The organism is Kribbella sp. NPDC058245 (genome assembly GCF_042882005.1).
Classification (GTDB): Bacteria; Actinomycetota; Actinomycetes; order Propionibacteriales; family Kribbellaceae; genus Kribbella.
Map to the genome: position 1 here is coordinate 114,105 of NZ_JBHVWY010000009.1, position 21,765 is coordinate 135,869.

The 21,765-nt window shown below is 68.7% G+C and carries 21 protein-coding genes; 5 read left to right on the top strand and 16 right to left on the bottom strand.

Annotated features, from left to right (window positions below):
• Positions 1–94: 94 nt before the first annotated feature.
• Together ACFVWG_RS21920 and ACFVWG_RS21925 are read left to right on the top strand one after the other, a co-directional pair.
• Positions 95–1,378, top strand: coding sequence for a C39 family peptidase (locus ACFVWG_RS21920; RefSeq protein WP_391545199.1), 1,284 nt, complete (start codon positions 95–97; stop codon positions 1,376–1,378).
• A 5-nt stretch (positions 1,379–1,383) separates the two neighbouring features.
• A complete protein-coding gene (locus ACFVWG_RS21925; protein WP_391545200.1) occupies positions 1,384–2,520 on the top strand; it encodes a hypothetical protein in 1,137 nt (378 codons plus the stop codon).
• Here the strand turns inward: ACFVWG_RS21925 and ACFVWG_RS21930 are convergent.
• On the bottom strand, positions 2,507–3,118 hold the full coding sequence (locus ACFVWG_RS21930) for an HAD family hydrolase (RefSeq protein WP_391545201.1): 612 nt from the start codon (positions 3,116–3,118) through the stop codon (positions 2,507–2,509). The two genes, ACFVWG_RS21925 and ACFVWG_RS21930, sit on opposite strands and share 14 nt — an antisense overlap.
• Positions 3,115–4,110, bottom strand: a complete 996-nt coding sequence (locus tag ACFVWG_RS21935) for an Lrp/AsnC family transcriptional regulator (protein WP_391545202.1) — start codon at positions 4,108–4,110, stop codon at positions 3,115–3,117. Before ACFVWG_RS21935 ends, ACFVWG_RS21930 begins: the two co-directional genes overlap by 4 nt.
• A gap of 118 nt (positions 4,111–4,228) precedes the next feature.
• Between ACFVWG_RS21935 and ACFVWG_RS21940 the strand changes: the two genes are divergently transcribed.
• On the top strand, positions 4,229–5,551 hold the full coding sequence (locus ACFVWG_RS21940) for an MFS transporter (protein WP_391545203.1): 1,323 nt from the start codon (positions 4,229–4,231) through the stop codon (positions 5,549–5,551).
• On the opposite strand, the gene ACFVWG_RS21945 is transcribed toward ACFVWG_RS21940, so the two are convergent.
• Entirely contained in the window at positions 5,484–6,686 is a 1,203-nt protein-coding gene (locus tag ACFVWG_RS21945; RefSeq protein WP_391545204.1) for an MDR family MFS transporter, read from the bottom strand. The genes ACFVWG_RS21940 and ACFVWG_RS21945 overlap by 68 nt on opposite strands.
• 93 nt (positions 6,687–6,779) lie before the next feature.
• Here ACFVWG_RS21945 and ACFVWG_RS21950 point away from each other — a divergent pair, with 93 nt between their 5' ends.
• On the top strand, positions 6,780–7,769 hold the full coding sequence (locus ACFVWG_RS21950) for an ArsR/SmtB family transcription factor (protein WP_391545205.1): 990 nt from the start codon (positions 6,780–6,782) through the stop codon (positions 7,767–7,769).
• 390 nt (positions 7,770–8,159) lie between these two features.
• Here the strand turns inward: ACFVWG_RS21950 and ACFVWG_RS21955 are convergent, their stop codons facing one another.
• The 11 genes from ACFVWG_RS21955 to ACFVWG_RS22005 form a co-directional block, all read right to left on the bottom strand.
• Complete coding sequence (locus ACFVWG_RS21955; protein ID WP_391545206.1) at positions 8,160–10,187, bottom strand: primosomal protein N'; 2,028 nt, start codon at positions 10,185–10,187, stop codon at positions 8,160–8,162.
• 113 nt (positions 10,188–10,300) lie between these two features.
• Positions 10,301–11,494 (bottom strand): methionine adenosyltransferase, encoded by a 1,194-nt coding sequence (gene metK / locus ACFVWG_RS21960; RefSeq protein WP_391545207.1) that lies wholly within the window; start codon positions 11,492–11,494, stop codon positions 10,301–10,303.
• Between the two features lie 183 nt (positions 11,495–11,677).
• Positions 11,678–12,778, bottom strand: coding sequence for a winged helix DNA-binding domain-containing protein (locus ACFVWG_RS21965; RefSeq protein ID WP_391545208.1), 1,101 nt, complete (start codon positions 12,776–12,778; stop codon positions 11,678–11,680).
• A 26-nt stretch (positions 12,779–12,804) separates the two neighbouring features.
• Positions 12,805–13,491 (bottom strand): DUF1707 domain-containing protein, encoded by a 687-nt coding sequence (locus ACFVWG_RS21970; protein WP_391545209.1) that lies wholly within the window; start codon positions 13,489–13,491, stop codon positions 12,805–12,807.
• A 40-nt stretch (positions 13,492–13,531) separates the two neighbouring features.
• On the bottom strand, positions 13,532–14,770 hold the full coding sequence (gene coaBC, locus ACFVWG_RS21975) for a bifunctional phosphopantothenoylcysteine decarboxylase/phosphopantothenate--cysteine ligase CoaBC (RefSeq protein WP_391545210.1): 1,239 nt from the start codon (positions 14,768–14,770) through the stop codon (positions 13,532–13,534).
• Positions 14,771–14,872: 102 nt separating this feature from the next.
• Entirely contained in the window at positions 14,873–15,178 is a 306-nt protein-coding gene (gene rpoZ, locus ACFVWG_RS21980; RefSeq protein WP_391545211.1) for a DNA-directed RNA polymerase subunit omega, read from the bottom strand.
• A gap of 2 nt (positions 15,179–15,180) precedes the next feature.
• Entirely contained in the window at positions 15,181–15,804 is a 624-nt protein-coding gene (gene gmk, locus ACFVWG_RS21985; protein ID WP_391545404.1) for a guanylate kinase, read from the bottom strand.
• Positions 15,805–15,854: 50 nt separating this feature from the next.
• Entirely contained in the window at positions 15,855–16,169 is a 315-nt protein-coding gene (mihF, locus tag ACFVWG_RS21990; RefSeq protein ID WP_391545212.1) for an integration host factor, actinobacterial type, read from the bottom strand.
• 83 nt (positions 16,170–16,252) lie between these two features.
• Entirely contained in the window at positions 16,253–16,624 is a 372-nt protein-coding gene (locus tag ACFVWG_RS21995) for a hypothetical protein (RefSeq protein WP_391545213.1), read from the bottom strand.
• Between the two features lie 56 nt (positions 16,625–16,680).
• Positions 16,681–17,052 (bottom strand): hypothetical protein, encoded by a 372-nt coding sequence (locus ACFVWG_RS22000; protein ID WP_391545214.1) that lies wholly within the window; start codon positions 17,050–17,052, stop codon positions 16,681–16,683.
• A gap of 70 nt (positions 17,053–17,122) precedes the next feature.
• Positions 17,123–18,061, bottom strand: coding sequence for a DMT family transporter (locus ACFVWG_RS22005; RefSeq protein ID WP_391545215.1), 939 nt, complete (start codon positions 18,059–18,061; stop codon positions 17,123–17,125).
• Between the two features lie 68 nt (positions 18,062–18,129).
• Here ACFVWG_RS22005 and ACFVWG_RS22010 point away from each other — a divergent pair, with 68 nt between their 5' ends.
• Positions 18,130–18,978 carry a LysR family transcriptional regulator gene (locus tag ACFVWG_RS22010; protein ID WP_391545216.1) on the top strand — a complete coding sequence of 283 codons (849 nt, stop codon included), beginning with the start codon at positions 18,130–18,132 and terminating at the stop codon, positions 18,976–18,978.
• A gap of 864 nt (positions 18,979–19,842) precedes the next feature.
• Here ACFVWG_RS22010 and ACFVWG_RS22015 read toward each other — a convergent pair.
• Together ACFVWG_RS22015 and pyrF are read right to left on the bottom strand one after the other, a co-directional pair.
• Entirely contained in the window at positions 19,843–20,802 is a 960-nt protein-coding gene (locus ACFVWG_RS22015) for a DUF4037 domain-containing protein (RefSeq protein ID WP_391545217.1), read from the bottom strand.
• Positions 20,803–20,915: 113 nt separating this feature from the next.
• Positions 20,916–21,755 (bottom strand): orotidine-5'-phosphate decarboxylase, encoded by an 840-nt coding sequence (gene pyrF / locus ACFVWG_RS22020; protein ID WP_391545218.1) that lies wholly within the window; start codon positions 21,753–21,755, stop codon positions 20,916–20,918.
• Positions 21,756–21,765 lie beyond the last annotated feature (10 nt).

A 21,765-nucleotide genomic window follows, 5' to 3' on the forward strand; every position in this document is an offset into this window, starting at 1 on the left:
GACCGGAGGGGGCTGCCATTTGTTGCCTCAGACACGTACTGTGTTCCCAGGCGTACCTACAGTCACTGTCGTCCCACGCCTAACGGGAGCCACAATGCCCACAGCAGCACGGGGGGCCACTCTGATCGTCCTGGGAGCACTTCTGGCCCAGGCGCCCCTGACCGCATTCGCGTACCAGCCCCGCGATCCGGAGCTGATCCGGCCGGCCACACCGGCCCCAGCTGCCGAACCGACCATCACACCCTCTGCTGCTCCCACTTCGGAACCGACAGTTGCCAGTACGGCGGTTGCCACGCCACCGGCCGCGGAGTCGTGGAGCGAGCTGAGCCAGCAGGTGGTCGACACCTCGCCGGATGATCTGCAGGCTGAGGACTCGGCTACGCAGGCCGCTTCGATGCTGCGGTGCTTCAAGCTCCAGGAGGAGAACTACTGCCTCGGGCTCGGGTTCGTGGACAAGCTGCCGACCGGCGCGCAGGTCCAGGAGACGGTGACCGCGCCGGATGTCTCGGCCGACGAGACCGACGGGGTCGAGCAGGACATCGACACCGGCGACCAGACTCCGCAGGCCTTCGTGGCCGAGCGGGCGGCGTTGCCGAAGGATGAGCGGGTGAGCGTCGAGCTCGACGAGACGCAGGCCGCGTGGGAAGGCCGGGAGAAGGCGCGTGCGCTCCGGCTGCTGGATGCGGGCTCTGACTCTGAGCGTTCATCCACCGAGGCCACCCCGACACCGACGCCCTCCCCGACTGCGACTCCGACGCGGACCACGCCGACGACCGGGCCGACCACACCGACCCCGGCTCCGCAGCCACCGGTGCAGGTCGTGAAGCTGCCGGCGTCGTCGTACATCATGAAGGGCTTCCAGACCTCGCAGGACAAGGGCTACTGGTGTGGTCCGGCGACGTTCCAGTCGATCGACTGGGCCGACGACAACCAGAAGGACACCCAGGGGTCGTGGGCCAAGGACCTCGGCTCGACCACCTCCGGGACCGGGATCTCCGCGATGGTGCAGCAGACCAACGTGAAGACCAACTGGGACCTCGCGGCCGGGACGTACGTCGTCCAGAACGTCTCGCACTGGAACACGCAGAAGTTCTTCACCGTCCACCAGAACCACCTCGGTGACGGCAAGCCGGCGCCGGTGATCGAGCACGTGCAGCTGCTGAAGCGGTACTTCCCGTACCTGGCGTTCAACCACAGCGGTCACTACCAGGTCGGCCGCGGGTACGACCGGGCCAAGGGCACCATCGGGATCTTCGAGGTGTTCAACGAGCGCCGGTTCAACAGCCGCGGCAACGTCACCGACGGCCCGAAGAACATCCCGGCCTCGGCCCTGTTCAACGCGACGCTGGCCAACTCCTTCCAGAACATCGGACTGTGACCTGAATGCGTCGTACCACCGTTGCCGTAGGCATCTTGCTGGTTCTCGGTGTGGCCGGCTGCTCGTCCTCGGACACTTCGTCTCCGGAGCCGCAGCCGTCTACGCCTTCGTCGGGGAGCACTCCCCCGCCGTCGACCACTCCGCCGGCACAGACGAATACCGCCGTACCGGTGTGGGCGAAGGTGTTGCGGCAGCCGGTCGATGGGCAGCACCTCGTCACGCAGCAACGCAAGTACGTCGTGACGCGGAGCAGCGACGAGGCCGGCACCACCACGATTGCCGACAAGTCGAGTAAGAAGGTGCTCGTGCGGCACATCCCTGCCAAAGGGTTCGTGGCGCAGTCGCCGGTCGTGATCGACGACCACTGGGCGCTGGTCGAGGACATCCGGTCCGAGGGCGCTGACCCCAAGATCAACGTCGTCCGGTACGACTTGAGCACCGGCAGCGCCAGTGGGCTCGGCAAGCTGCCGCCCGTCTCGGAGCCGGAGATCGGCGCGTACGACGGAACGTTCGCCTACAGCACGACTGATGCGAGGAACCGGTCGTGCCTGATCGTTGCTTCCCTTGCCTCGTTGACGTCGCGGGAGGTGGGCTGCGTGGCCGCGCCGGGATACATCGCGGATCCGGTGGTGTCGTCAGACACGGTGACCTTCAGCGAGATCACCGCACCCGAGACCGCCGGCCGATGCAAGCAAGTCCTGACCGCCTCGCTGTCCGGCGGCCCGGCCCGGCCGGTGCCCGCGGCAACCAAGTGCATCCAGTGGAGTGGCGCTTCGGTGGGTGGGGCAACGGTTTGGTCCGAGGTAGCCGCCTCGGATCCGGATCAGTACCAGAGCAAGGCGTATCTGCGCGAGTCCGCGGACGCGCCGTCGCGCGCACTCGGCGTCGTCGCGACCGACACGATCCTTGCCTGTGGCAACTGGATCCTCTGGGAGACGCGCGCGGTCGGCAGCAGCGGCGAGGAGTCGTTCCAGATCAACCGGTGGACGGCCGGACTTGCGAAACCGCAGCGGATCTACAGCGGCAAACCCGGGATCGCACTCACGCCGATGACGTGCCAGGACAACATGGTGTACGTCGAAGCCGCCGACCTGAACGGAAGTCCGGCGTACACCGAAGCCATCTCCGCTACTGCAAGTTGAGCCCGCGGTCACGCAGGTGGGCGCGGAGATCGGCCGCGCCGGTGAACAACTCGGCGTCGATCCCGACCGCGCGAGCGCCGTCGACGTTGTACTGCATGTCGTCGGTGTAGAACGTCCGCGCCGGGTCGAGGTCGAAACGCTCGAGCAGGATCCGGTAGATCTTCTCGCCCGGCTTCATCGTTTGCTCGGCCCCCGACACGACCTCGCCGTCGAACACGGTCAAGATCGGGAACGCCTCCTGCGCCACCTCCCATTTCTCCTGGGAGAAGTTCGTCAACGCGTACGTCGGCAGGCCGAGCGCGCGGATCTCGTTGAGCAGTTCAGCGGTGTCCTCGAAGACGCCCTTGACCATCTTGAGCCAGCCGGTGTCGTACGCCTCGATCCACTCGCGGTGCTGCGGATGCTGCCCCACCAGCTCGGCCACCGCCTCCGACCACGCCCGCCCCGCATCCTGCTGCGCATTCCACGCCGGCGTCGCCACCTCGGTCAGGAACCGGCTTCGCTGATCCACGTCCGGGATCAGGTCGGCGTACAGGTAGTCCGGACTCCAGTCCAGCAGCACGCCACCGATGTCGAACACCACCGCGTCGATCGTCATGCACGCAACCCTACGTGGACCGGCGCTGCGGACTTCACGGTGCGCAGGATGGGGGCGGTCTCGAGGGCGGTGATCTGGGAGATCGCGCCGACCCGTTCGGTCAGATAGGTGTGGAGGGCGTCGGGGCTCGGGCAGAGGGCGTGGGCGGCGAGGTTCGTGCGGCCGGTGGTTGCGGCCACGAAGGCGAGCTCTTCGTGTTCGGCGAGAGCGCGTGCTACCGCGTCCGTGTGGGCGGGCGGGACTGACAGCCAGAGCATCGCGGCGGTGGTCGCGCCGAGGGCCTGCGGGGCGACGTCCACGTCGAAGAAGATCGCGCCGCTGCCCTCCAGGTCGGCCAGGCGCCGCGTGACCGTGGCCGGCGCCCAGCCGGTCTGGACGGCGAGGTCGGCGATCGTGGCGCGGCCGTCGACCCCGAGAGCTGTCAGCAGCTTCTGGTCGGTCGGGAGCACCTCCGCGGAGGTACCTGAGAACTGCCCGGAGAACTGCCCTGAGAGCGGCCCAGAGAGCGGCACGGAGAGCGCTCCCTCCTGTTCCGGGGTGAGGGTCGTTGCGCGCGCACCCCAGGCGGTCGGGCCGCCGACGTACAGGTGGAGGAGGTAGTGGGCGGAGACCGAGGTGATGCCCGCGGTCCGCGGGATGTCGTGCAGGAGGAGGGTATTGCCGTCGGCCGGGGTGGTGTGGACGATTGCCACGATCTCGGTACCGCCGGAGGCCAGCTTGATCCAGCTGGTGTCGGAACGGCGGGAGAGCGCTCCCGCGAGATCTTGCGCCGCTCGCGGGGTCGCGGTCAGCCGGATCAGCCATTGGGATCGTCCGGCCCGGTGCGGGTCAGGCAGTCCGATCACGCGGAGGCCGGCGTCGGCGCGCAGCCGCTGATAGCGCCTCGCGACGGTCTGCGTCGATACCCCGAGTACCGCACCGATCCGGCTGTACGGCGCCCGCCCGGCGACCTGCAGCGCGTGGATCAGGGCCCGGTCAATCTCGTCCAGCATGGAAAGATCATCACCTAGAGCGCTCTCTGAGGGAAGATCTCTGCAGGCCAGGCCGTCCAGCTGGAATGTCGGAGGCCGCCCAGGCGACCGTACTGCCACCGACACAGTGGAGGCAGTGATGCGGAAGTGGATAGGGCTGGTCGCCTTGCTGACGGCCGAGGCGATGAACCTTCTCGACGCCACGATCGTCCAGGTCGCCGCGCCGGTGATCCACACCGAACTCGGCGGACCAACGACCGACATCCAGTGGTTCAGCGCGGCGTACACGCTGCCGTTCGCGGCTTTGCTGATCACCGGTGGGCGGCTCGGCGACAGCTACGGGCGGCGCCGGCTGTTCCGGCTCGGGGTGGTCGGCTTCGTGCTGGCGTCGACCGCATGTGCCCTGGCGACCCAGTCCGGCGTACTGATCGGGGCACGGGCTGTCCAGGGCCTGACCGCGGCGGCGATCATCCCGCAGACGATCGGGCTGATCCGCTCCTCGTTCGATGGTCCGGAACTACCGAAGGCGCTCGGACTCATCGGGCCGGTCATGGGGCTGGCCGGGATCTCGGGACCGTTGCTCGGCGGAGTGATCACTGAGGCGAGCTCTTGGCGGGTGGTGTTCCTGGTCAACGTCCCACTAGGGCTCGGTGTCCTCGGACTCGCCCATTTGCTGCCCGAATCGCGAACGCCGCTACGGCCGTCGCCGGATGTGCTCGGAACGACATTGCTGATCGCAGGGAGCGCTCTCCTGGTGTTCCCGATCCTCCAGTCGCGCGACTGGTTCCTGCTCCCGGCAGGGCTCGCCGTACTCGGCGGTTGCGTGCTGCAGCAGCGCCGCAGCCGCGGTCGTCTGATCGAGCTGAGTCTGTTCAGGCGGAGCGGATTCGGAGCGGCGCTCGTGACGTCGGCCTTGTTCTTCGCCGTACTGAGCGGCCTGACGTTGGTCGTCGTACTGCATCAGCAACTCACGCTGCACCGCAGCGTGATGCAGGCGAGTCTGGTCCTCCTGCCGTGGTCAGCCGCCTCCGGCATTGCGTCTCTGTGCGCAGGCCAGTGGCTGATCCAGCGTTTCGGATCACGCCTCATGTACGTCGGCCTCGGCGTCCTGCTGATCGGGTTGGTCGGGACACGCCACTGGCTGGTACCGGCCTTGGGAATCTGCGGCGCCGGCGCCGGGCTCTTCACCACGGCGTTCTTCACCGAGGCATTGCACCGCGTGCAGCCGCAGGAGACCGGCTCCGCGGCGGGTTTGCTCAACGCGGTTCAGCAGTTCGGCGGCACGCTGGGCGTCGCCGTACTGGGCTCGATCTTTCTGCGACACCCAGCGACACCGCAGGGAGCGTTCCTGGTCGCGACCTTGGTCATCCTCGCCACGGTCGCATCCGTTCACTTCATGCGGTCGCCGCGTTCTGAGCAGATCGGGCGTGGATCGCGGGAGAGAGCGCGTACTGGGCAATGAACACGACTACGCCGAGGAGGGCGACGCCGATCCAGGTGGTGGTGGCGCCGAGGTGCTGGAGGGCGTTGGGGCCGGCCAGGGGACCGATGACGGTACCGAGGCCGAAGGCCATGCCGGAGACACCCATGTAGCCGCCGCGGAGGTCGGCCGGGGCGAGGTCGGCGAAGACAGCGCCGATCACCGCGGCGAAGCCGATCTCGCCGATCGACCAGACCGCAACAGACAATGCGTAGCCCCAGACGGAATGCACGATCGCACCGAGGCCGAAGCCGAGACCGACGACGAGCATCGAGACCGCCAGCAGCTTGGGGCGGTCGAACCTTGTGAGCCACTTGTTGAGCAGGGGCTGCAGGAGGACGATCACGATGCCGTTCAAGGCGATCACCGTGCCGTACCACGAGGCTCTGAGACCGTCGTGGGCCATCGCGAGCGGGAGCGTCGAGTAGCCCTGGAAGTAGATCGTGGCGTAGCCGACCTCGATCAGCGCCATGGTGAGGAAGACGCGGTCCCGCAGTACGACGGGCAGCAGGGGCCGGCGGGTGGTGCCCTCCTCGAGCTTTGGACGGCTCTCCGGGACCATTGTCCAGATGACGATGCCGGCGACGACGGAGGTGGCGGCGTTCAGCCAGAAGAGCAGGCCGTAGCCGAGCGAGGCGAGTACGCCGGCGCTGACGGTCGAGACCGAGAAGCCGAGGTTGATCGCCCAGAACAGCAGGCCGTACGCGCGAACGCGCTCTCCCGGTTGCAGGAGATCGGCCACGGTCGCCTGGACAGCGGGGCGGAAGAGATCACCGAGGAGGCCGACTGCGAAGGCCGCGGCCCAGATCATCGGCATCGATCGGGCGGAGCCGAGCAGGATCAGGGCGGCCGCCGTACCGAAGAAGCAGACCAGCATGGTGGCGCGGCGGCCGACGCGGTCGGAGAGCCAGCCGCCGACGAGCTGCGAGACCACGCTTCCGGCGCCGACCGCGGCGGCCACGGCGCCCGCCGTACCGGCTGAGAGGTGGCGGTCCTGGGTCAGGTAGAGGACGAGGAACGGTTGCACGAAGCTGCCGAGCCGGTTGACCAGTTGGCAGACCCAGAGCGCCCAAAACGCGCGGGGCAGGGTTCGCGGCGGGGCCGTGACTGTACTCATGGATCTACTGTCGGGACCACCTAGGGTCACTGTCGATGATTAGTCTCAGGGCTAATCCTGTCGGCCGGCCCGAGAGCGCTCTACGATGATCTCGTGATCACGCTGAGGCTGAACGCGGGCGACGTGGGCCGGATCCGGTTCGCGCTCTCGCCGATCTGGGAAGCGGTCACGAGCGTCCGGGCGCTGAGCAACAACACGGCACGCAGTGTGCACGGACCGTGGCTGCAAAAGGTCCGGCCGATCATCGAGGGTCCGGACCTGACGTTGCTCAGGGCCCTCATTCCGCCGGTCGGCTACATCCCCGACTTCATGACGCCCGCTCCCCCGCGCCGCTCCACCAGCCTCGAGTCCGGCCTCGCCGCGATCGCGGCGACGCCGCATGATCTGGTGGCGCGCGAGCTCCACACCCTGTACGTCGACAACCCGCATCCGCTGGTGCTGCCGCTGATCAGAGATCCGGAGAGAGCGGTCTCCGAGATCACGGCGGCGCTCTCGTCGTACTTCCGGCGCGCAATCGAGCCCGACTGGCGACGGATGCGGGCGCTGCTGCAGGAGGATCTCGCGTTCCGCCTGGACGAGCTGGCCAGCGGCGGGATCGAGCGGCTGTTCCGCAATCTGCATCCGGCGGTCCGGTTCCACGGGGACACGATCGAGATCGACCGGCCGTACTGCTGCGACGGCGAACCCCTTGCCGGGCAAGGCGTTCTGCTGGTGCCGTGCGTCTTTACCTGGCCGGCTGCGTTGCCAGTGACCGGGGCGCCGCACGTCCCGACGATCACCTACCCGCCGCGCGGCCTCGGCCGGCTGTGGGAGGACCGCCAGGACACCACCGACTCCCCGCTCGCCGACCTCGTCGGACGTACCCGAGCCGCCATCGTCAGCCACCTGGACCTGCCGATGTCGACCACCCACCTGGCCCACCAGCTAGGCGTCTCCGCCCCCACCCTCAGCGTCCACCTGAGCATCCTCCGCAACGCCGGCCTGGTCGACTCGCGCCGCGACGGCCGAGCCGTCCTCTACCACCGCACGCGCCTAGGCACCCAACTCCTCGCCGCCGCCAGCCCCCTGGCCGCCACCGCGTGACCTTGGTCGAGAACGATTGCCACCCCTTCGAGCTGCCGGTACAGCGCCTCCAACCGCGGTGCCCTTGTCCCAGCCACAACTGGTGGCCGGAGGCAGCAAGTGACGGCCGGAACCCCGATACACCAGGTCTCACGCCACCACTTCTCGTCTCCAGCGACCACAACCACCGCCAAGCCACATGTGGTGGCCGGAGACAGCAAATGACGGCCGGAACCCCGATACACCAGGTCTCACGCCACCACTTCTCGTCTCCAGCGACCACAACCACCGCCAAGCCACAACTGGTGGCCGGAGACAGCAAGTGACGGCCGGAACCCTGATACACCAGGTCTCAGGCCACCACTTCTGGTCTCCGGGATGCACAAGTGCATCTGCCGGGGGGAGGCTGGGTTAGCCGAAGCTTGGGGGATCGACCTGGATGCGGACGGAGCCGGGGTTTTTCTTGGTGGTGCGGGCGGCTTGGGCTTCCTTGAGGGCCCTGGCCAGTTGAGGGCCCGCAACTCGAGGGGTGCGGACGATCGCTCGGACGGTCTCGTCGTCGACCTCGACCGGGCCCAGGACTTCGAGTCCGGCAGTGGCGGGCAGCAGGGGGCGAAGGCGGTCGATGAGGTCGGTGACCGCTGCTGAGGGTCCCGTGAGTTCCGCGAGTTTGGCGGCGGGCGCGAGGCGCGCCGTACGGCGTTCTTCGATCTCGCGGGTAGCGAACCCTTCGGGGCTCCAGCGGACGATCGCCTGGAGAGGGATGTCGGACGGATCGCCGACCAGGATGACCTGGCCGCCGTCGCGCGCCGGACGGACGAGGGCGGCTGCGTTGAGCCAGCGGCGGACGGCTTCCTCCGGGGCGCGGAGATCGGGGCGCGACAGCATCAGCCAGGTGTCCATCAGGAGCGCCGCGGTGTAGCCGCCTTCGGCAACTGGTTCGGCGCCTGGCGTGGTGACGATCAGAGCTGGCTGGCCCGAGATGTGGTCGAGCATGTGCTCGCTGCCCGACGTCCGTACGACGATGCCGGGAAACGCGCGGCCCAGCTCCTCCGCCGTGCGGAGTGCGCCGACGACGGCGGCGCGCATCCGGGTGTCGCCGCACTCCGGGCAGCGGTGGTCTGCGGCGGGGCGGCCGCAGATGCTGCAGCTCGGTGGGCCCGAACCACCGGTACGACGCAGTGTCCCGGCACACGTCGCACAGCGAGACGGCGCACGACACGTCTGGCAGACCAGGCTCGGCAGATACCCGGCGCGGGGCACCTGGATCAGCACCGGCCCCGTCTTCAGCCCTTCACGCGCGATCTCGAAGGCCCGGTGTGGGATTCGCGCCGCCCGGGCGGCTGGGTCGCGGGCTAGTTCGTGATCCGACTCCCCGGTGATGTGCACCTCTGGGGCCGCGGCCCGGATCGCCGTGCGGTCCGCGATCAGCTCCGCCGCGAACCCCGACTCGATCACCGCCGCCGCTTCGGCCGACCGCGCGAACCCGCCGAACAACGCCGCACAGCTCTGCTTGAACGCCCGCAACAACAGCACTTCACGAGCATGCGGGTACGGTGCGCGCTGCTCGGCGTACGAGTCGTCACCGTCGTCCCACATTGCCACGAGCCCCAGGTTCGCGACCGGCGCGAAGGCCGCGGCCCGCGTCCCGATCACCACCCGCGCATTCCCTCGCAGTGCAGCCAGGAACGCCCGGTATCGCGCGGTCGGCCCGAGATCGGCCGACAACACGACGAACCCGCCCTCCCCGAGCACCGCCGTACAGGCTGCTGCGAGCCGCTCAAGATCACGCGCATCGGGCGCCAGCAGCAACGCACCCCGGCCGGCCGCCGAACACACCGCGGCAGCTTGGGCGAAGGCGAGCGGCCAGTCAGCCCCCGGTACAGCGGTCCAGACCGCGCGCGGCGTCTCCGCACGGGCGAGCGCGTCGAGAAAGCCCGGCGGGTACGGCGACCATTCCGAACGCGACGTGGACGCGGGCGGCCGCGGGGGCTGGTCGCAGCGCAACGGCTCGGCCTCGACCTTGGCGTGCCGGGGCGGGACCGCCAGACGGGTGACGTCAGCCAGGACACCGGCGTACCGGTCGGCGACCGCACGGCACAGGTCGGCGACCTCAGGCGTCAGCACCTGCTCGGGTGAGACGACCTTGCGGATCCGGGAGAGCTTGCCGTCGTGGTCGGACTCGGCCAGTCGCTCCAGGACGAACCCGTCCAGGTCCTTGCCGGCGAACCGCACCTTCACCCGGGCGCCAGGCTGAGCCGCGTCGGCCAGGTCGTCGGCGACGAGGTAGTCGAACGGCCGGTCCAGATGCGGGAGCGAGAGGTCGACCGCGATCCGGGCCACCGGCAACGACGACGTGATCCCGGCGGGTTCCTTCGTCCGGGATTTGCGCACAGTGTCCCGCAGCAGCGTCAGTTGCTCCGGCGGGTCCGATGTCACCGGCAAATGCTAGTCGGCCCGACCGACACTCCGTCGCACGCCGCCCCCAGCCTGTGGATAAACCAACGGCCCGGCTCCCCCGAAGGGCAGCCGGGCCGAGCGGTACGTCGTACCTACTTGCTGACCGCGGCCTTGAGGGCCTCGACGCGGTCGGTGCGCTCCCAGGTGAAGTCCTCGCCGGTGCGGCCGAAGTGGCCGTTCGCGGCGGTCTGGGCGTAGATCGGGCGGAGCAGGTCCAGGTCGCGGATGATCGCGGCCGGGCGCAGGTCGAAGACCTCGGCCACGGCGGCGGCGATCTGCTCGACCGGGATCTTCTCGGTCCCGAACGTGTCGACGTAGAAGCCGACCGGCGCGGCCTTGCCGATCGCGTACGCGACCTGGCACTCGACACGGTCGGCCAGCCCGGCCGCGACGATGTTCTTGGCCACCCAGCGCATCGCGTACGCCGCGGAACGGTCGACCTTCGACGGGTCCTTGCCGGAGAACGCGCCACCGCCGTGACGGGCCATGCCGCCGTAGGTGTCGATGATGATCTTGCGGCCGGTCAGGCCGGCGTCACCCATCGGGCCGCCGACCTCGAAGCGGCCGGTCGGGTTCACCAGCAGCTTGTAGTTGGTCGCGTCGATGTCGAACTGCTCGAGCACCGGGTCGACGACGTGCTTCTTGATGTCCGGCGACAGCATCGACTCGAGGTTGATGTCGGCGGCGTGCTGGCTGGAGACCACCACGGTGTCGATCCGGACCGCCTTGTCACCGTCGTACTCGACCGTGACCTGGGTCTTGCCGTCCGGGCGCAGGTAGGCCAGCGTGCCGTCCTTGCGGACCTCGGTCAGCCGTGCGGACAGCCGGTGCGCGATGGTGATCGGCAGCGGCATCAGCTCCGGCGTCTCGTTGGACGCGTAGCCGAACATCAAACCCTGGTCGCCTGCCCCCTGCAGGTCCAGCTCGTCCTTCGACGCGTCCGAGCGCGTCTCGTACGCCGTGTCGACCCCCTGCGCGATGTCCGGCGACTGGCTGCCGATCGCGACCGACACCCCACAGGACGCGCCGTCGAACCCCTTCAGCGACGAGTCGTAGCCGATCTCCAGGATGCGCTTGCGCACGATCCCGGGGATGTCGACGTACGCCGACGTGGTCACCTCGCCGGCCACCACGACCAGACCGGTCGTGACGAGTGTCTCGACCGCGACGCGGCTCTTCGGGTCCGCCGTCAGCAGCGCGTCGAGAATGGAGTCGCTGATCTGGTCAGCGATCTTGTCCGGATGACCTTCGGTCACCGACTCGGACGTGAAAAGGCGGCTCGCCACAGTTCTCCCTCGGTTCCTTTGTGCCACGCGGCCGCTCCCGCGGCCCCGCGATCCCCCCATGCACCGACGGTTGGCGATGCATCTTCGGCGAGTATGCCAGCCAATCCGCGCAGAGTCCCGGGGACGCTCCGAATCTGTCCAAATCCCGGGATCGATGTCCATATATCAGACGACCGCGCGGTCTCAGGCGTGCGGTCCGACCGTGATCTCGCCCACTGTAAGGGTGGCCTTACTGCCATGGATCGTCGCTGTTCGGGCCGCTGCGGCGGCCAGCGCGGCCCGTCGCGAGCGGTTCAGCCGGACCAGCGGCTCGACGGTGATCTGTAGGGTGCGGCCGCTCTTCTTCTGGTGCCAGACACCGGCGACCGAACCGTCGATCAGCAGCAGCGGGTAGTTGCCCGCCTGCCCTCGATTGGTGGCACGCCCGAACACCTTCCCGGGGAAGACGAGCTCACGCGGGAAGCAGCCGACGCCGTACGCGTCGAAGTACGGCAGCAGGTGCACGCTCTCTCCCGGCTCCTCGGCGAACTCCTCGTCGCCGGGCGCGACGAAGCCGAACTCGGTCTCCGGGAGTCCCTCGAAGTACGGCTTCACCACGGTCGGCGTGGTCCTGATCCAGCGCGCGAACTGCTGCGGGGTGGCGGGCCCGTAGGCGAACAGATAGCTGTGGAGCAACGCAGTGAGCGCTCTCTCGCCGTTCATCGGCACGAAGGGACCACGCCGCTGCGGAGTCGTGTACGTCGTCGCCCGGCCGCGGTTCGTGCCGTAGCAGAGCACGCCCGCGTTGGCCGCCGCCGGGATCATCTGCCGCCAGCGCGGCCACCACGTCTGGAACGCGGGCATCACCAGGTCTCCTGCCCACGATCCGGTACGGCGGACCACCTCGACCGACAGTTCCTCGACCGTGAGCTCTGTGTCAGAGAGCGCTTCCCCGATTGCTGCGATCACCTCGGACTGCTGGCTGAGCGTCATCCGCATGATCTCCGGCGGCTGCTGCCCGGCGGGTAACGCGGAGAGCGCTCCCGTCCACATCGGCAGATCCTCGACCGGCAGCAGGTGCACGGTTCCGCGCGGACCGAAGGTCTTCACCAGACCGGCGTCGTTCTGTACGGTCTCGCGAGTAGCGCCCGCCACCCGCAGCGCCACCGAGGTCTCACCGGCCGCGAGAACCTGAGCGTGCGCTCCACACATAGCTCGTACGGCGTCGACCGGACTCGCCGCGGGTTCGGTCAGACAGTGCCGTCGCATCCGCCGTGCCACCACCGCCGGCCAGGAGATCTCCATGGCCGAAACCCTAGGTGGAGTAGCGGTCAGGAATCGTCCTCTGCCTGCTTCTCCAGTTCGCGTTGCGCTTTGCGCTCGTCCTTGAGCCTGCGGCGCTCGGCCTTGGTCACCTTGCGCTCGACCTCGACACCGCCCCAGAACGAGAACCCGGTCACCACGACGCGCGGAGCGCCCGGCGTACCGATGCCTGTCGCACTGTGGTCGAAGCCGCCCATGATGCCGACGCCGCGCACCTCCAGGTCGACCTCCGGCGGCACGATCACGCTGATCCCGCCCATCACCGCGAACGCCCGGATCACGGTCACCGGCGCCTCGAAGTTCGCCTCCCGCAGGTCGATCTTGCCGCCGCCCCAGAACGCTGTGGCGGTGAACTGACGGGCGATCGTCCAGGCACCCTTGCGCTCGAAGCCGCCCATGATCGCGATCCCGGTCCCCGAGGTCGGCCGGCCACCGATCCGGTCATCGGCCGGTACGACGGCCGCCGCCGGCTGGACGTGGACCGGCAGATCGTAGACGAGCTGCTCGAGTTCGGCGTGCGTGCGAGCCGAGTGCGCATCCTCGAGCCGCGACTCGAACTCGACCAGCTGGAGCCGGCCTTCGGCCAACGCGTCCCGCAGGATGTCGGCGATCCGCTCTCGATCAGCATCCGACGCGCGCAGTTCCACCGGCGCGGGGACAGCGGGCGGTTCAGGGAGTGGCGGCTCAGAAACCATGGTGCAAGCCTAGATCGTCGAGCCGGGCAGAAGGCCTCGTTCAGGACCAGTGGGTGGCGACGAGATTCCAGATCACGCCGGCCAACGCGTCCTTGCTGCCGGAGGGCACGGGGAGAGCGCTCCCCGAGCGATCCAGGATGACCGCTTCGTTGTTGTCGCTGCCGAAGACCTTGCCGCCGGAGACGTCGTTCACGACCAGCAGGTCGCAGCCCTTGCGCTCGAGCTTGGCCCGGCCGAGCTCAAGCACCGAGTGCTCCGCGTCGCCGGTCTCGGCGGCGAACCCGACGATCACCTGGCCGGTACGGCGGCGGTCGTGCGCGACTGTCGCCAGGATGTCCGGGTTCTGTACCAGCGTGACCGCAGGGACTGAACCGTCCGCGGTCTTCTTGATCTTGTGCTCGGCCACATCTGCCGGGCGGAAGTCAGCCGGCGCGGCCGCCATCACGATCGCGTCGGCATCAGCGGCGCGGCCGATGATCTCGTCGTACAAGTCGCGGGTGCTGGTGACGGGGACGACCTGGACGCCGGCGGGGTCGGCGAGCTCGGAGTTGGCCGCGACCAGAGTGACCTTGGCGCCGCGGGCGGCCGCGATCCGGGCCAGCGCGTAACCCTGCTTGCCGGATGACGAGTTGCCGAGGTAGCGGACCGGGTCGAGGTGCTCACGGGTGCCGCCGGCGCTGATCAGGACGTGCTTGCCGGTCAGATCGGCGACCGACTGGCCTGCCGCACGGGCCGCTTCGTCGGCGAGCATCAGCTGGCTGATCGCGAAGATCTCCGAGGGTTCGGGCAGCCGGCCGCGGCCGGTGTCGGCACCGGTGAGCCGGCCGACCGCCGGTTCGAGCACGGTGATGCCGCGCGAACGCAGAGTCGCGACGTTGGCCTGGGTGGCCGGGTGCTCCCACATCTCGGTGTGCATCGCGGCCGCGAACAGGATCGGGCAGCGCGCCGTCAGCAGCGTGTTGGTGAGCAGGTCGTCGGCCAGACCGTGCGCGGCCTTGGCGATCAGGTTGGCCGTGGCCGGCGCGACGACGACCAGCTCGGCCGCCTTCCCGATCCGCACATGCGGCACTTCCTGCACGTTGTCGAACGGATCCGCGGTGACCGGCTGCCCGGACAGCGCGGCCCAGGTCGCGGCCCCGACGAACTCCAGCGCGGCCGCGGTCGGCACCACCCGGACGCTGTGGCCCGACTCGGTCAGCCGTCGCAGCAGATCGCAGACCTTGTACGCCGCGATCCCGCCGCCGACGCCGAGGACGACATTCGGCTTGACCTTGGGCACGCCTGAAACCCCCGGGGCGGTAGCCTCGCCGGGGGTCAAGGGGTGCATGTCACCGGAAACGGACATGGTCGGCTCCGATCACCGGTGTCATCGCGTAGTGAGTTAGGCGGTCTTCTCCGCGGCCGCGGCTTCCGCCTCGGCCTCGGGGTCGATGTCCGTGCAGGTCAGGACGCCCTCGTTGATCTCGCGCATCGCGATCGAGAGCGGCTTCTCCTGGACGTGGGTCTCGACCAGCGGACCGACGTACTCCAGCAGGCCCTCGCCGAGCTGGGAGTAGTAGGCGTTGATCTGCCGCGCACGCTTGGCCGAGTACAGAACCAGCTTGTACTTGGAGTCGGTGTGGGTGAGCAGGTCGTCGATCGGCGGAGAGGTGATACCGATGGCAACGACAGGCTGGGTGCCAGACAAGTTCAGCTCTTTCCAGAGATATGGGGTGATCGAATCAACTTTACCAAGTGATCGGAGGCTTCCCGAACCGAGGCGTTCACGATCGTGACGTCGAACTCCTTCTCGGCGGCCAGTTCCAGCGTCGCCGTCTCCAGCCTACGCTCCCGCTCCTCAGCCGTTTCGGTCCCGCGACCGACCAGGCGCCGTACCAACTCGTCCCACGACGGCGGGGCCAGGAAGACGAAGTGCGCCTCCGGCATCGTTTCCCGCACCTGCCGCGCGCCCTGCAGGTCGATCTCGAGCAGCGCCGGGCGGCCCTCGGCCAGCTTGTCCAGCACCGGCTGCTTGGGCGTCCCGTACCGGGCGGCCTTGTGCACGACCGCCCATTCGAGCAGCTCACCGGCGGCGATCATCCGGTCGAACTCCGCGTCGGAGACGAACAGGTAGTGCACGCCGTGCACCTCGTTCGGGCGCGGCTTGCGGGTGGTCGCCGAGACCGAGATCCAGATGTCGGGGAACCGCTCCCGGATGTCGGTCGCGACCGTGCCCTTGCCGACCGCGGTCGGTCCGGCCAGCACGGTCAGCCGCGCCGGGCCGGGCCCGTCACCGGCGGGGGTCGGGTCCTGGCTCAGGTTCTCGGAGTCCATGGTCATCGTCACACCAGTGTCCAACGAGCCGGCCAGGGTTTCGGTGCGGCTCACTCGGCGAATTCGCGCATCAGCGCGGCGATCTGGTTCGACCCGAGGCCGCGGACCCGCCGCGTCTCGGAGATTCCGGCGCGCTCCATGATCTGCTGGGCGCGCACCTTGCCCACGCCGGGGACGCACTGCAGCAGGGCGCTGACCCGCATCTTGCCGATCACGTCGTTGGTCTGCCCCTCGTGGAGCACCTCCGTCGGAGACGCTCCCGAGTGCCGGATCCGGTTCTTGATCTCGGCTCGCTCGCGCCGCGCCGCCGCGGCCTTGTCCAGAGCCGCCGCTCGCTGCTCCGGGGTCAAAGAAGGAAGTGGCACCGTTTCACCTGTCCCGTTGTATGGCTTCGCAAGGGAACCTAACACGGCTCCGGCCACCCACAGGACCCGATCACGGCACGCCGTCAGTTGAGCGCCGGAAGGTCGACCTTGCAGGCGTCCTTCGCGTGCGTGGTGATCGCCTTGTACGCCGTCAGCACGGTGCCCGTCTGCTTGCTCAGCCGGGCCAGCTCGACCCGGTCCGAACCGGCCTTCTGCGCCTTCTCGGCGAACGTCACGACGACTCCCCAGTCGTCCTTCACATCGGCCGGCGCGGACTCCTGGAGCTTCTTGGCGTCGTCCAGGATCTTCACGTAGTCGGCCGCCTTGGTCGGGTCGACGCCAGTGGCGCTGGCGGCGTACCCGGCGAGGTCCACGCAGTACGCCTGCTCCTCGGTGCACGAGGTCAGCAGGGCGGTCGTTGCGAGCAGGGTCACGGCCGTGGCGATGGTTCGCATACCCAGAAGCTACCGGCCGTGACCAAACGATCGGAAACGAATACTTTCCGACACCGTTACGGGTTCTCGAGGTCCAGCTTGCAGGTGTCCTTGGCCTGCTGGGAGATCGCGGTGGAGGCGGTGCCCATCTTGCTGCCCTCGGACTTGGCGAGCTCGGACAGCTTGGCGGTGTCGCCCTTGGCCTCCTCGGCCTTCTTGGCGTAGTTCAGCAGCACGGCCCAGTCGTCCTTCAGGTCCGACGGCGCCGACTTCGCGACCTTCTCGGCGTTCTTGCGTGCCTTGGCGACCTGATCAGGGTTCTTGACGTCGAGCCCCTTCGCCGACTGGGCATACGCCTTCAGATCGCCGCAGTAGTCACCGCCCGAACACGCCGTCAACGCGACCGCGCTCATCGTCACTGCCGCCGCGAGGGCTCCCAGCTTCCGCATCGCAATCCTTCGCTGTTCCGTGCGGAGAACCCATCGCTCCCCGTCACCACCACCCTCCCGAACCGCGGGGTCAGCCCACCCCCACGGCGCGCCGTGAAGAAGGTCGCAGTCCCGAGTCGGAACCGGGCCGTGCGGTGGTGCGTCGTCGCCCGGCCGAGACGGCGACGACATTCGTGGCGACGATCACCGCGATCGCGATCCAGTCCGGTACGGCGAGCTGCTGGTGCAGGACGACGTACCCGACGAAGGCAGCGAGCACGGGGTTGATGCTCATGAAGACCCCGAAGAACTGTGCGGGGACCCTCCGCAGCGCGAGGACGTCGACCAGGAACGGGACGGCCGAGGACAGGACGCCGGCTGTGAGGGCGTACGCGACGGCTGCGAGCGTCGGCGGGTGGTGGTAGAGGACGACTGCCCCGACCGGCACGTAGGCCAGTCCGGACACGGCTGCCGCGGCCGCCGAGCCGGTCGCACCGGGGAGCTCACGGCCCACCGTGCGGTTCAGCAGGATGTAGCAGGCCCAGCAGACGGCAGCGAGTAGTCCGAACGCGACGCCGAGGTAGTCGGTGGTCGCCTGCGGACGAGTCAGCACCAGTACGGCGGGAGCCGCGGCCAGCGCGCACACCAGATCGATCACCCGCCGTGAACCGAGCAGCGCGACCGCGAGCGGGCCGAGGAACTCCAGCGTGACAGCGAGGCCGAGACCAACCCGATCGATCGCGGTGTAGAGCGAGACGTTCATGACCGCGAAGACGAGAGCCAGCGCGAGGACGGGTCGCCATTGGCGCGCGGTGATCTGCCGGAGTCGCGGCCGTCCGACCGCGAGCAGTACGACCCCGGCCATCCACTGCCGGATCGCCACGACGCCGACCGGGCCGATCACGGGGAAGGCCTGGGCAGCCACCGAGGCGCCGACCTGGCTCGACAGGCCACTGGTCAGCATCAGCAGGACTCCGGACAGGCGGGAGTCGGATTCGGTCGGGGTGTTCGACCCGGGCGGGGTACGCATGCTGCGAGCGTGCGCTCAGCACAGCGATCCGCAAAATGCGGCGGCCCGTGGATCTATACGCTGTGGTTATGGATGTGGAGCTGCGACAACTGCGGTGCCTGGTCGCCGTGGTCGACGCGGGCACGTTCACCGACGCGGGGATCGAGTTGGGGATCAGCCAGGCGGCGGTCTCGCGGAATGTGCTCTCGCTGGAAGAGCGGCTCGGGGTCCGGCTCCTTCATCGCACCAGCCGCTCGGTGACGCCCACGAGCGCCGGCATCCGCGTGCTGGCGCGAGCCCGGCAACTGCTCACCGACGTCGAGGAATTAGTGCGCGAGGCAACAAGTGGGCACACCCGGTTGCGGCTGGGTCACGCCTGGTCGGCGCTGGGGCGGCACACGGCCGAGTTCCAGCGCCGGTGGGCGGCTGAGCACCCCGGCATCGAACTCCAACTCGTCCGCACCAACACCGCCACCGGCGGACTGGCCGAAGGGCTCTGCGACCTCGCCGTTGTCCGGGCCCATCTCGACCTGCGCCGCTTCGCCCACATCACCATCGCGCAAGAGGACCGGTACGCCGTCCTCCCCGCCGACGACCCGTTGACCCGCAAACGCACGGTCACCCTCGACCAGCTACGTGACCGGGTCCTCGTCATCGACCGCCGTACCGGCAGCACGACGATCGACCTGTGGCCCGAAAACGCCCGCCCGCGGATCGAACACATCCAGGAAGTGGACGACTGGCTCACGGCGATCGCATCCGGCCGCTGCATCGGCGTGACCGCCCAAGCCACCACCACGCAGTACCGCCGCGACGGCATCGTCTACCGCCGCGTCCGCGACGCTCCCCCGGTCGACGTCCACCTCATCTGGCACCGCCACGACCCCCACCCCGCCACCCAAGCAGCCGTCGATCTCCTCACCTCCCTGTACGCCTAACGTCCCCTCGGCCTGGCGAGCACCCCTGATGCGGCCGGGCTGGTACGGCGGGGTGGTTGCTCGCCGATCCGACTGCGGCCGGGGGCGTGCGTTTGTGGTTGCTCGCCGCTGCGGCCGATTTACAGTGGCGGGTGGCTCGCGTGGGTGCCTGGCTGAGGGGGATGGTTCGGTCGGTGACCACGGTGGCCGTTGTTTGGGCTTCCGGGTTGTGGCTGGGGTCCAAGATCTGCGCCGAGTAGACGGTTCTGGTCGCCATGTGGACACAACGTTCCACCCAGCGAACTGGACGACCGGCGCGGGGCATGTTTCGCGTTATCGGTGAACTTTTCGGGTCCATGCGCCGAAAAAGTCACTGATAACGCGCAGCCGGACCGAATTGTGGGGTCGGTCGCGTTAGTTGGTGAGTTTTGGGGACTCGGTGACGAAGATCCACCAATTAGCGAGGGGTCGCGAGGGTTAGCCGGCGCGGGAGCACCTCAGGCAACCTCGGCCCCGGCCATCTGATGGGTTAACCCATGAGGTTGTGGGTTTTGGACTCGCATGCGGGTGCAGAACCCACAAGCTCGTGGGTGAACCCATCAGATGCGGAGGGGGGCGAGGGCCTGGGCGGGAGCGTTCGCCACGATGGGTCACTTTTCAGGCCTCGTTGTTACCGGCGGCAACCGAAGCCCGGAAGCTCAGGCAACGGCCACCGTGGTCGCCGACGGAACCATCCCCCTCAGCCACGCGCCGGGCCCAGCCACCCGTCACTGTCAATCGGCCGCAGCGGCGCGCAACCGAACGCCCACGTGGCCGGCCGCATTCGGATCGGCGAGCAACCACCCCGCCGTACCGGACCGGCCGCATCGGAGCGAACCCGGGTGGTTAACCGAAGAAGGCAGCAACCTTGAGGCGATCGGCCGGCTTCCAGAACTGGTCGCGGACGCGCTCGATCCCACCGACCGGCCAGCGGTCGGCGATGGCGCGCACCTCGGGATCCGAGATCCGGTCGGAGAGCGCTCTCGGGAAATCTCCCCAGACGACTTTGAACGGCCGGTTCCACATCTGCTCGATGCCCAGCTCGACCGGCGCCGTGATGCCGCGCTCGTTGTGGAGCGTGCCGACCGCCTCGTAGGCAGCCATCAGCGCCTTCTCCCGGTCCTGCCAACCGTCGGCCTGGACCACGGCGCACAGGATCGGGAGAAGTTCGGGTCCACACGCGAGCCGGGCGAACGCCGTACCGAACCATTTCGCGTACGGCGCGTACTGGCGCTCGATCAGGAAACACACGCGCATCAGCCCGTCGACGAGGTGTGCTCCGATCAGCGCCGATCCGAGTTCGTCACCGACGTATCCGGCGCGGCCGGCCAGGTTCATCTCCGGATGCACGCGCCACCAGGCCGCGATCATCAGATAGCGCCAGACGTCGTCGGGGTAATACGCCAACCGGTCCCGCACAGCCTGCAGACCGAGGTCATCATGAAAGACCTCACCCGCGGTCAGGATCAGTAAATGCTGCTCCGGAATGGTGAACCAATCCTGGACGGCGAGCCCCGCCGACGGATCGAATCCGAGCTGCTGGGTGAAGAACGCTTCCAGCGTGTGCACCTCGAGCAGTGTCGTGCGGCCGAGGAACTCCCCCGGCACCTCAGGCGGCGACCAGGCGGCGTCCTCGACGAACAGCACGACCCGCGCCTCGCAGTTGTGGTCCGGCGACATGTCGTCGTCGAACCCGAGCACCTCCGACCCGCGCCCGATCAACGCCGCACTGTGCGGTACGTCGATCAGCGGGCCGACCACCTCGGCGTAGAACCGCCGGCACAATTCCAGTCCCGAAATCCCCATGCCGAGAAAGATCGCATGCCCGGGCCGGGGAATTCAAGAGAAATACAGAAAGGGCGCGAAATTCATCGCGCCCTTTCCACAAAGGAAATTCTACCGTGAATTACGGCGTTCTGTCAGTAGCCCAGGCCGGTTCGGTACGAGTCGTTGGCCCGATCGGCTGCCTCCTGCAGACCGGCCGCGCTCGGCCCGGCCGACAGGATCTCCCGGGTGCTCGACGGTACGACGTTGCGCGCGGCCGCACCGAAGATCGCGGCCAGCCCCTCGACCGTGCCGCCCTGCGCGCCGAGACCCGGCGCGAGCAGCGGACCGCGAATGTCCAGGTCCTCGTCGGTCTGCCCGATCGTCGCGCCGACCACTGCACCGAACGACCCGAACGAGGAACCGTCGGCATCGTTCAGCCCACGCAGCCCGTCCAGCACCGCACCCGCCACCGTCGGCCCGTCAACAGTCCGCGCCGACTGGAACTGCGGTCCCTCCGGGTTCGAGGTGAGCGCGAGCACGAACAGGCCCGCACCCGCGGCCCGGGCCTCGTCGATCGCCGGCTGCAACGAACCGAAGCCGAGGTAGGGGCTGACCGTCAGCGCGTCACACGCCAGCGGCCCCTTCTCGGCCAGGTACGCCGCCGCGTAGCCGGCCATCGTCGTACCGATGTCGCCGCGCTTGGCGTCGATGATCACCAGCGCGCCGGCCTCACGCAGCCGGATCGTCGCCTGCTCGAGGACGGCGATCCCGGCCGACCCGAACCGCTCGAAGAACGCCGACTGCGGCTTGAACACCGCGACCCGGTCGGCTAGTGCGTCGACGATGCCGTAGGTGAAGGACGCAAGGCCCTCAGCGGTGTCCGGCAGGCCCCACAGGTCGAGCAGGTGCTGGTGCGGGTCGATGCCGAGGCAGAGCGGTCCGCGCGCGTCCATGGCAGCCCGGAGCCGGGTGCCGAAGGGTTCGTTCCTCATGTCCGTCTCC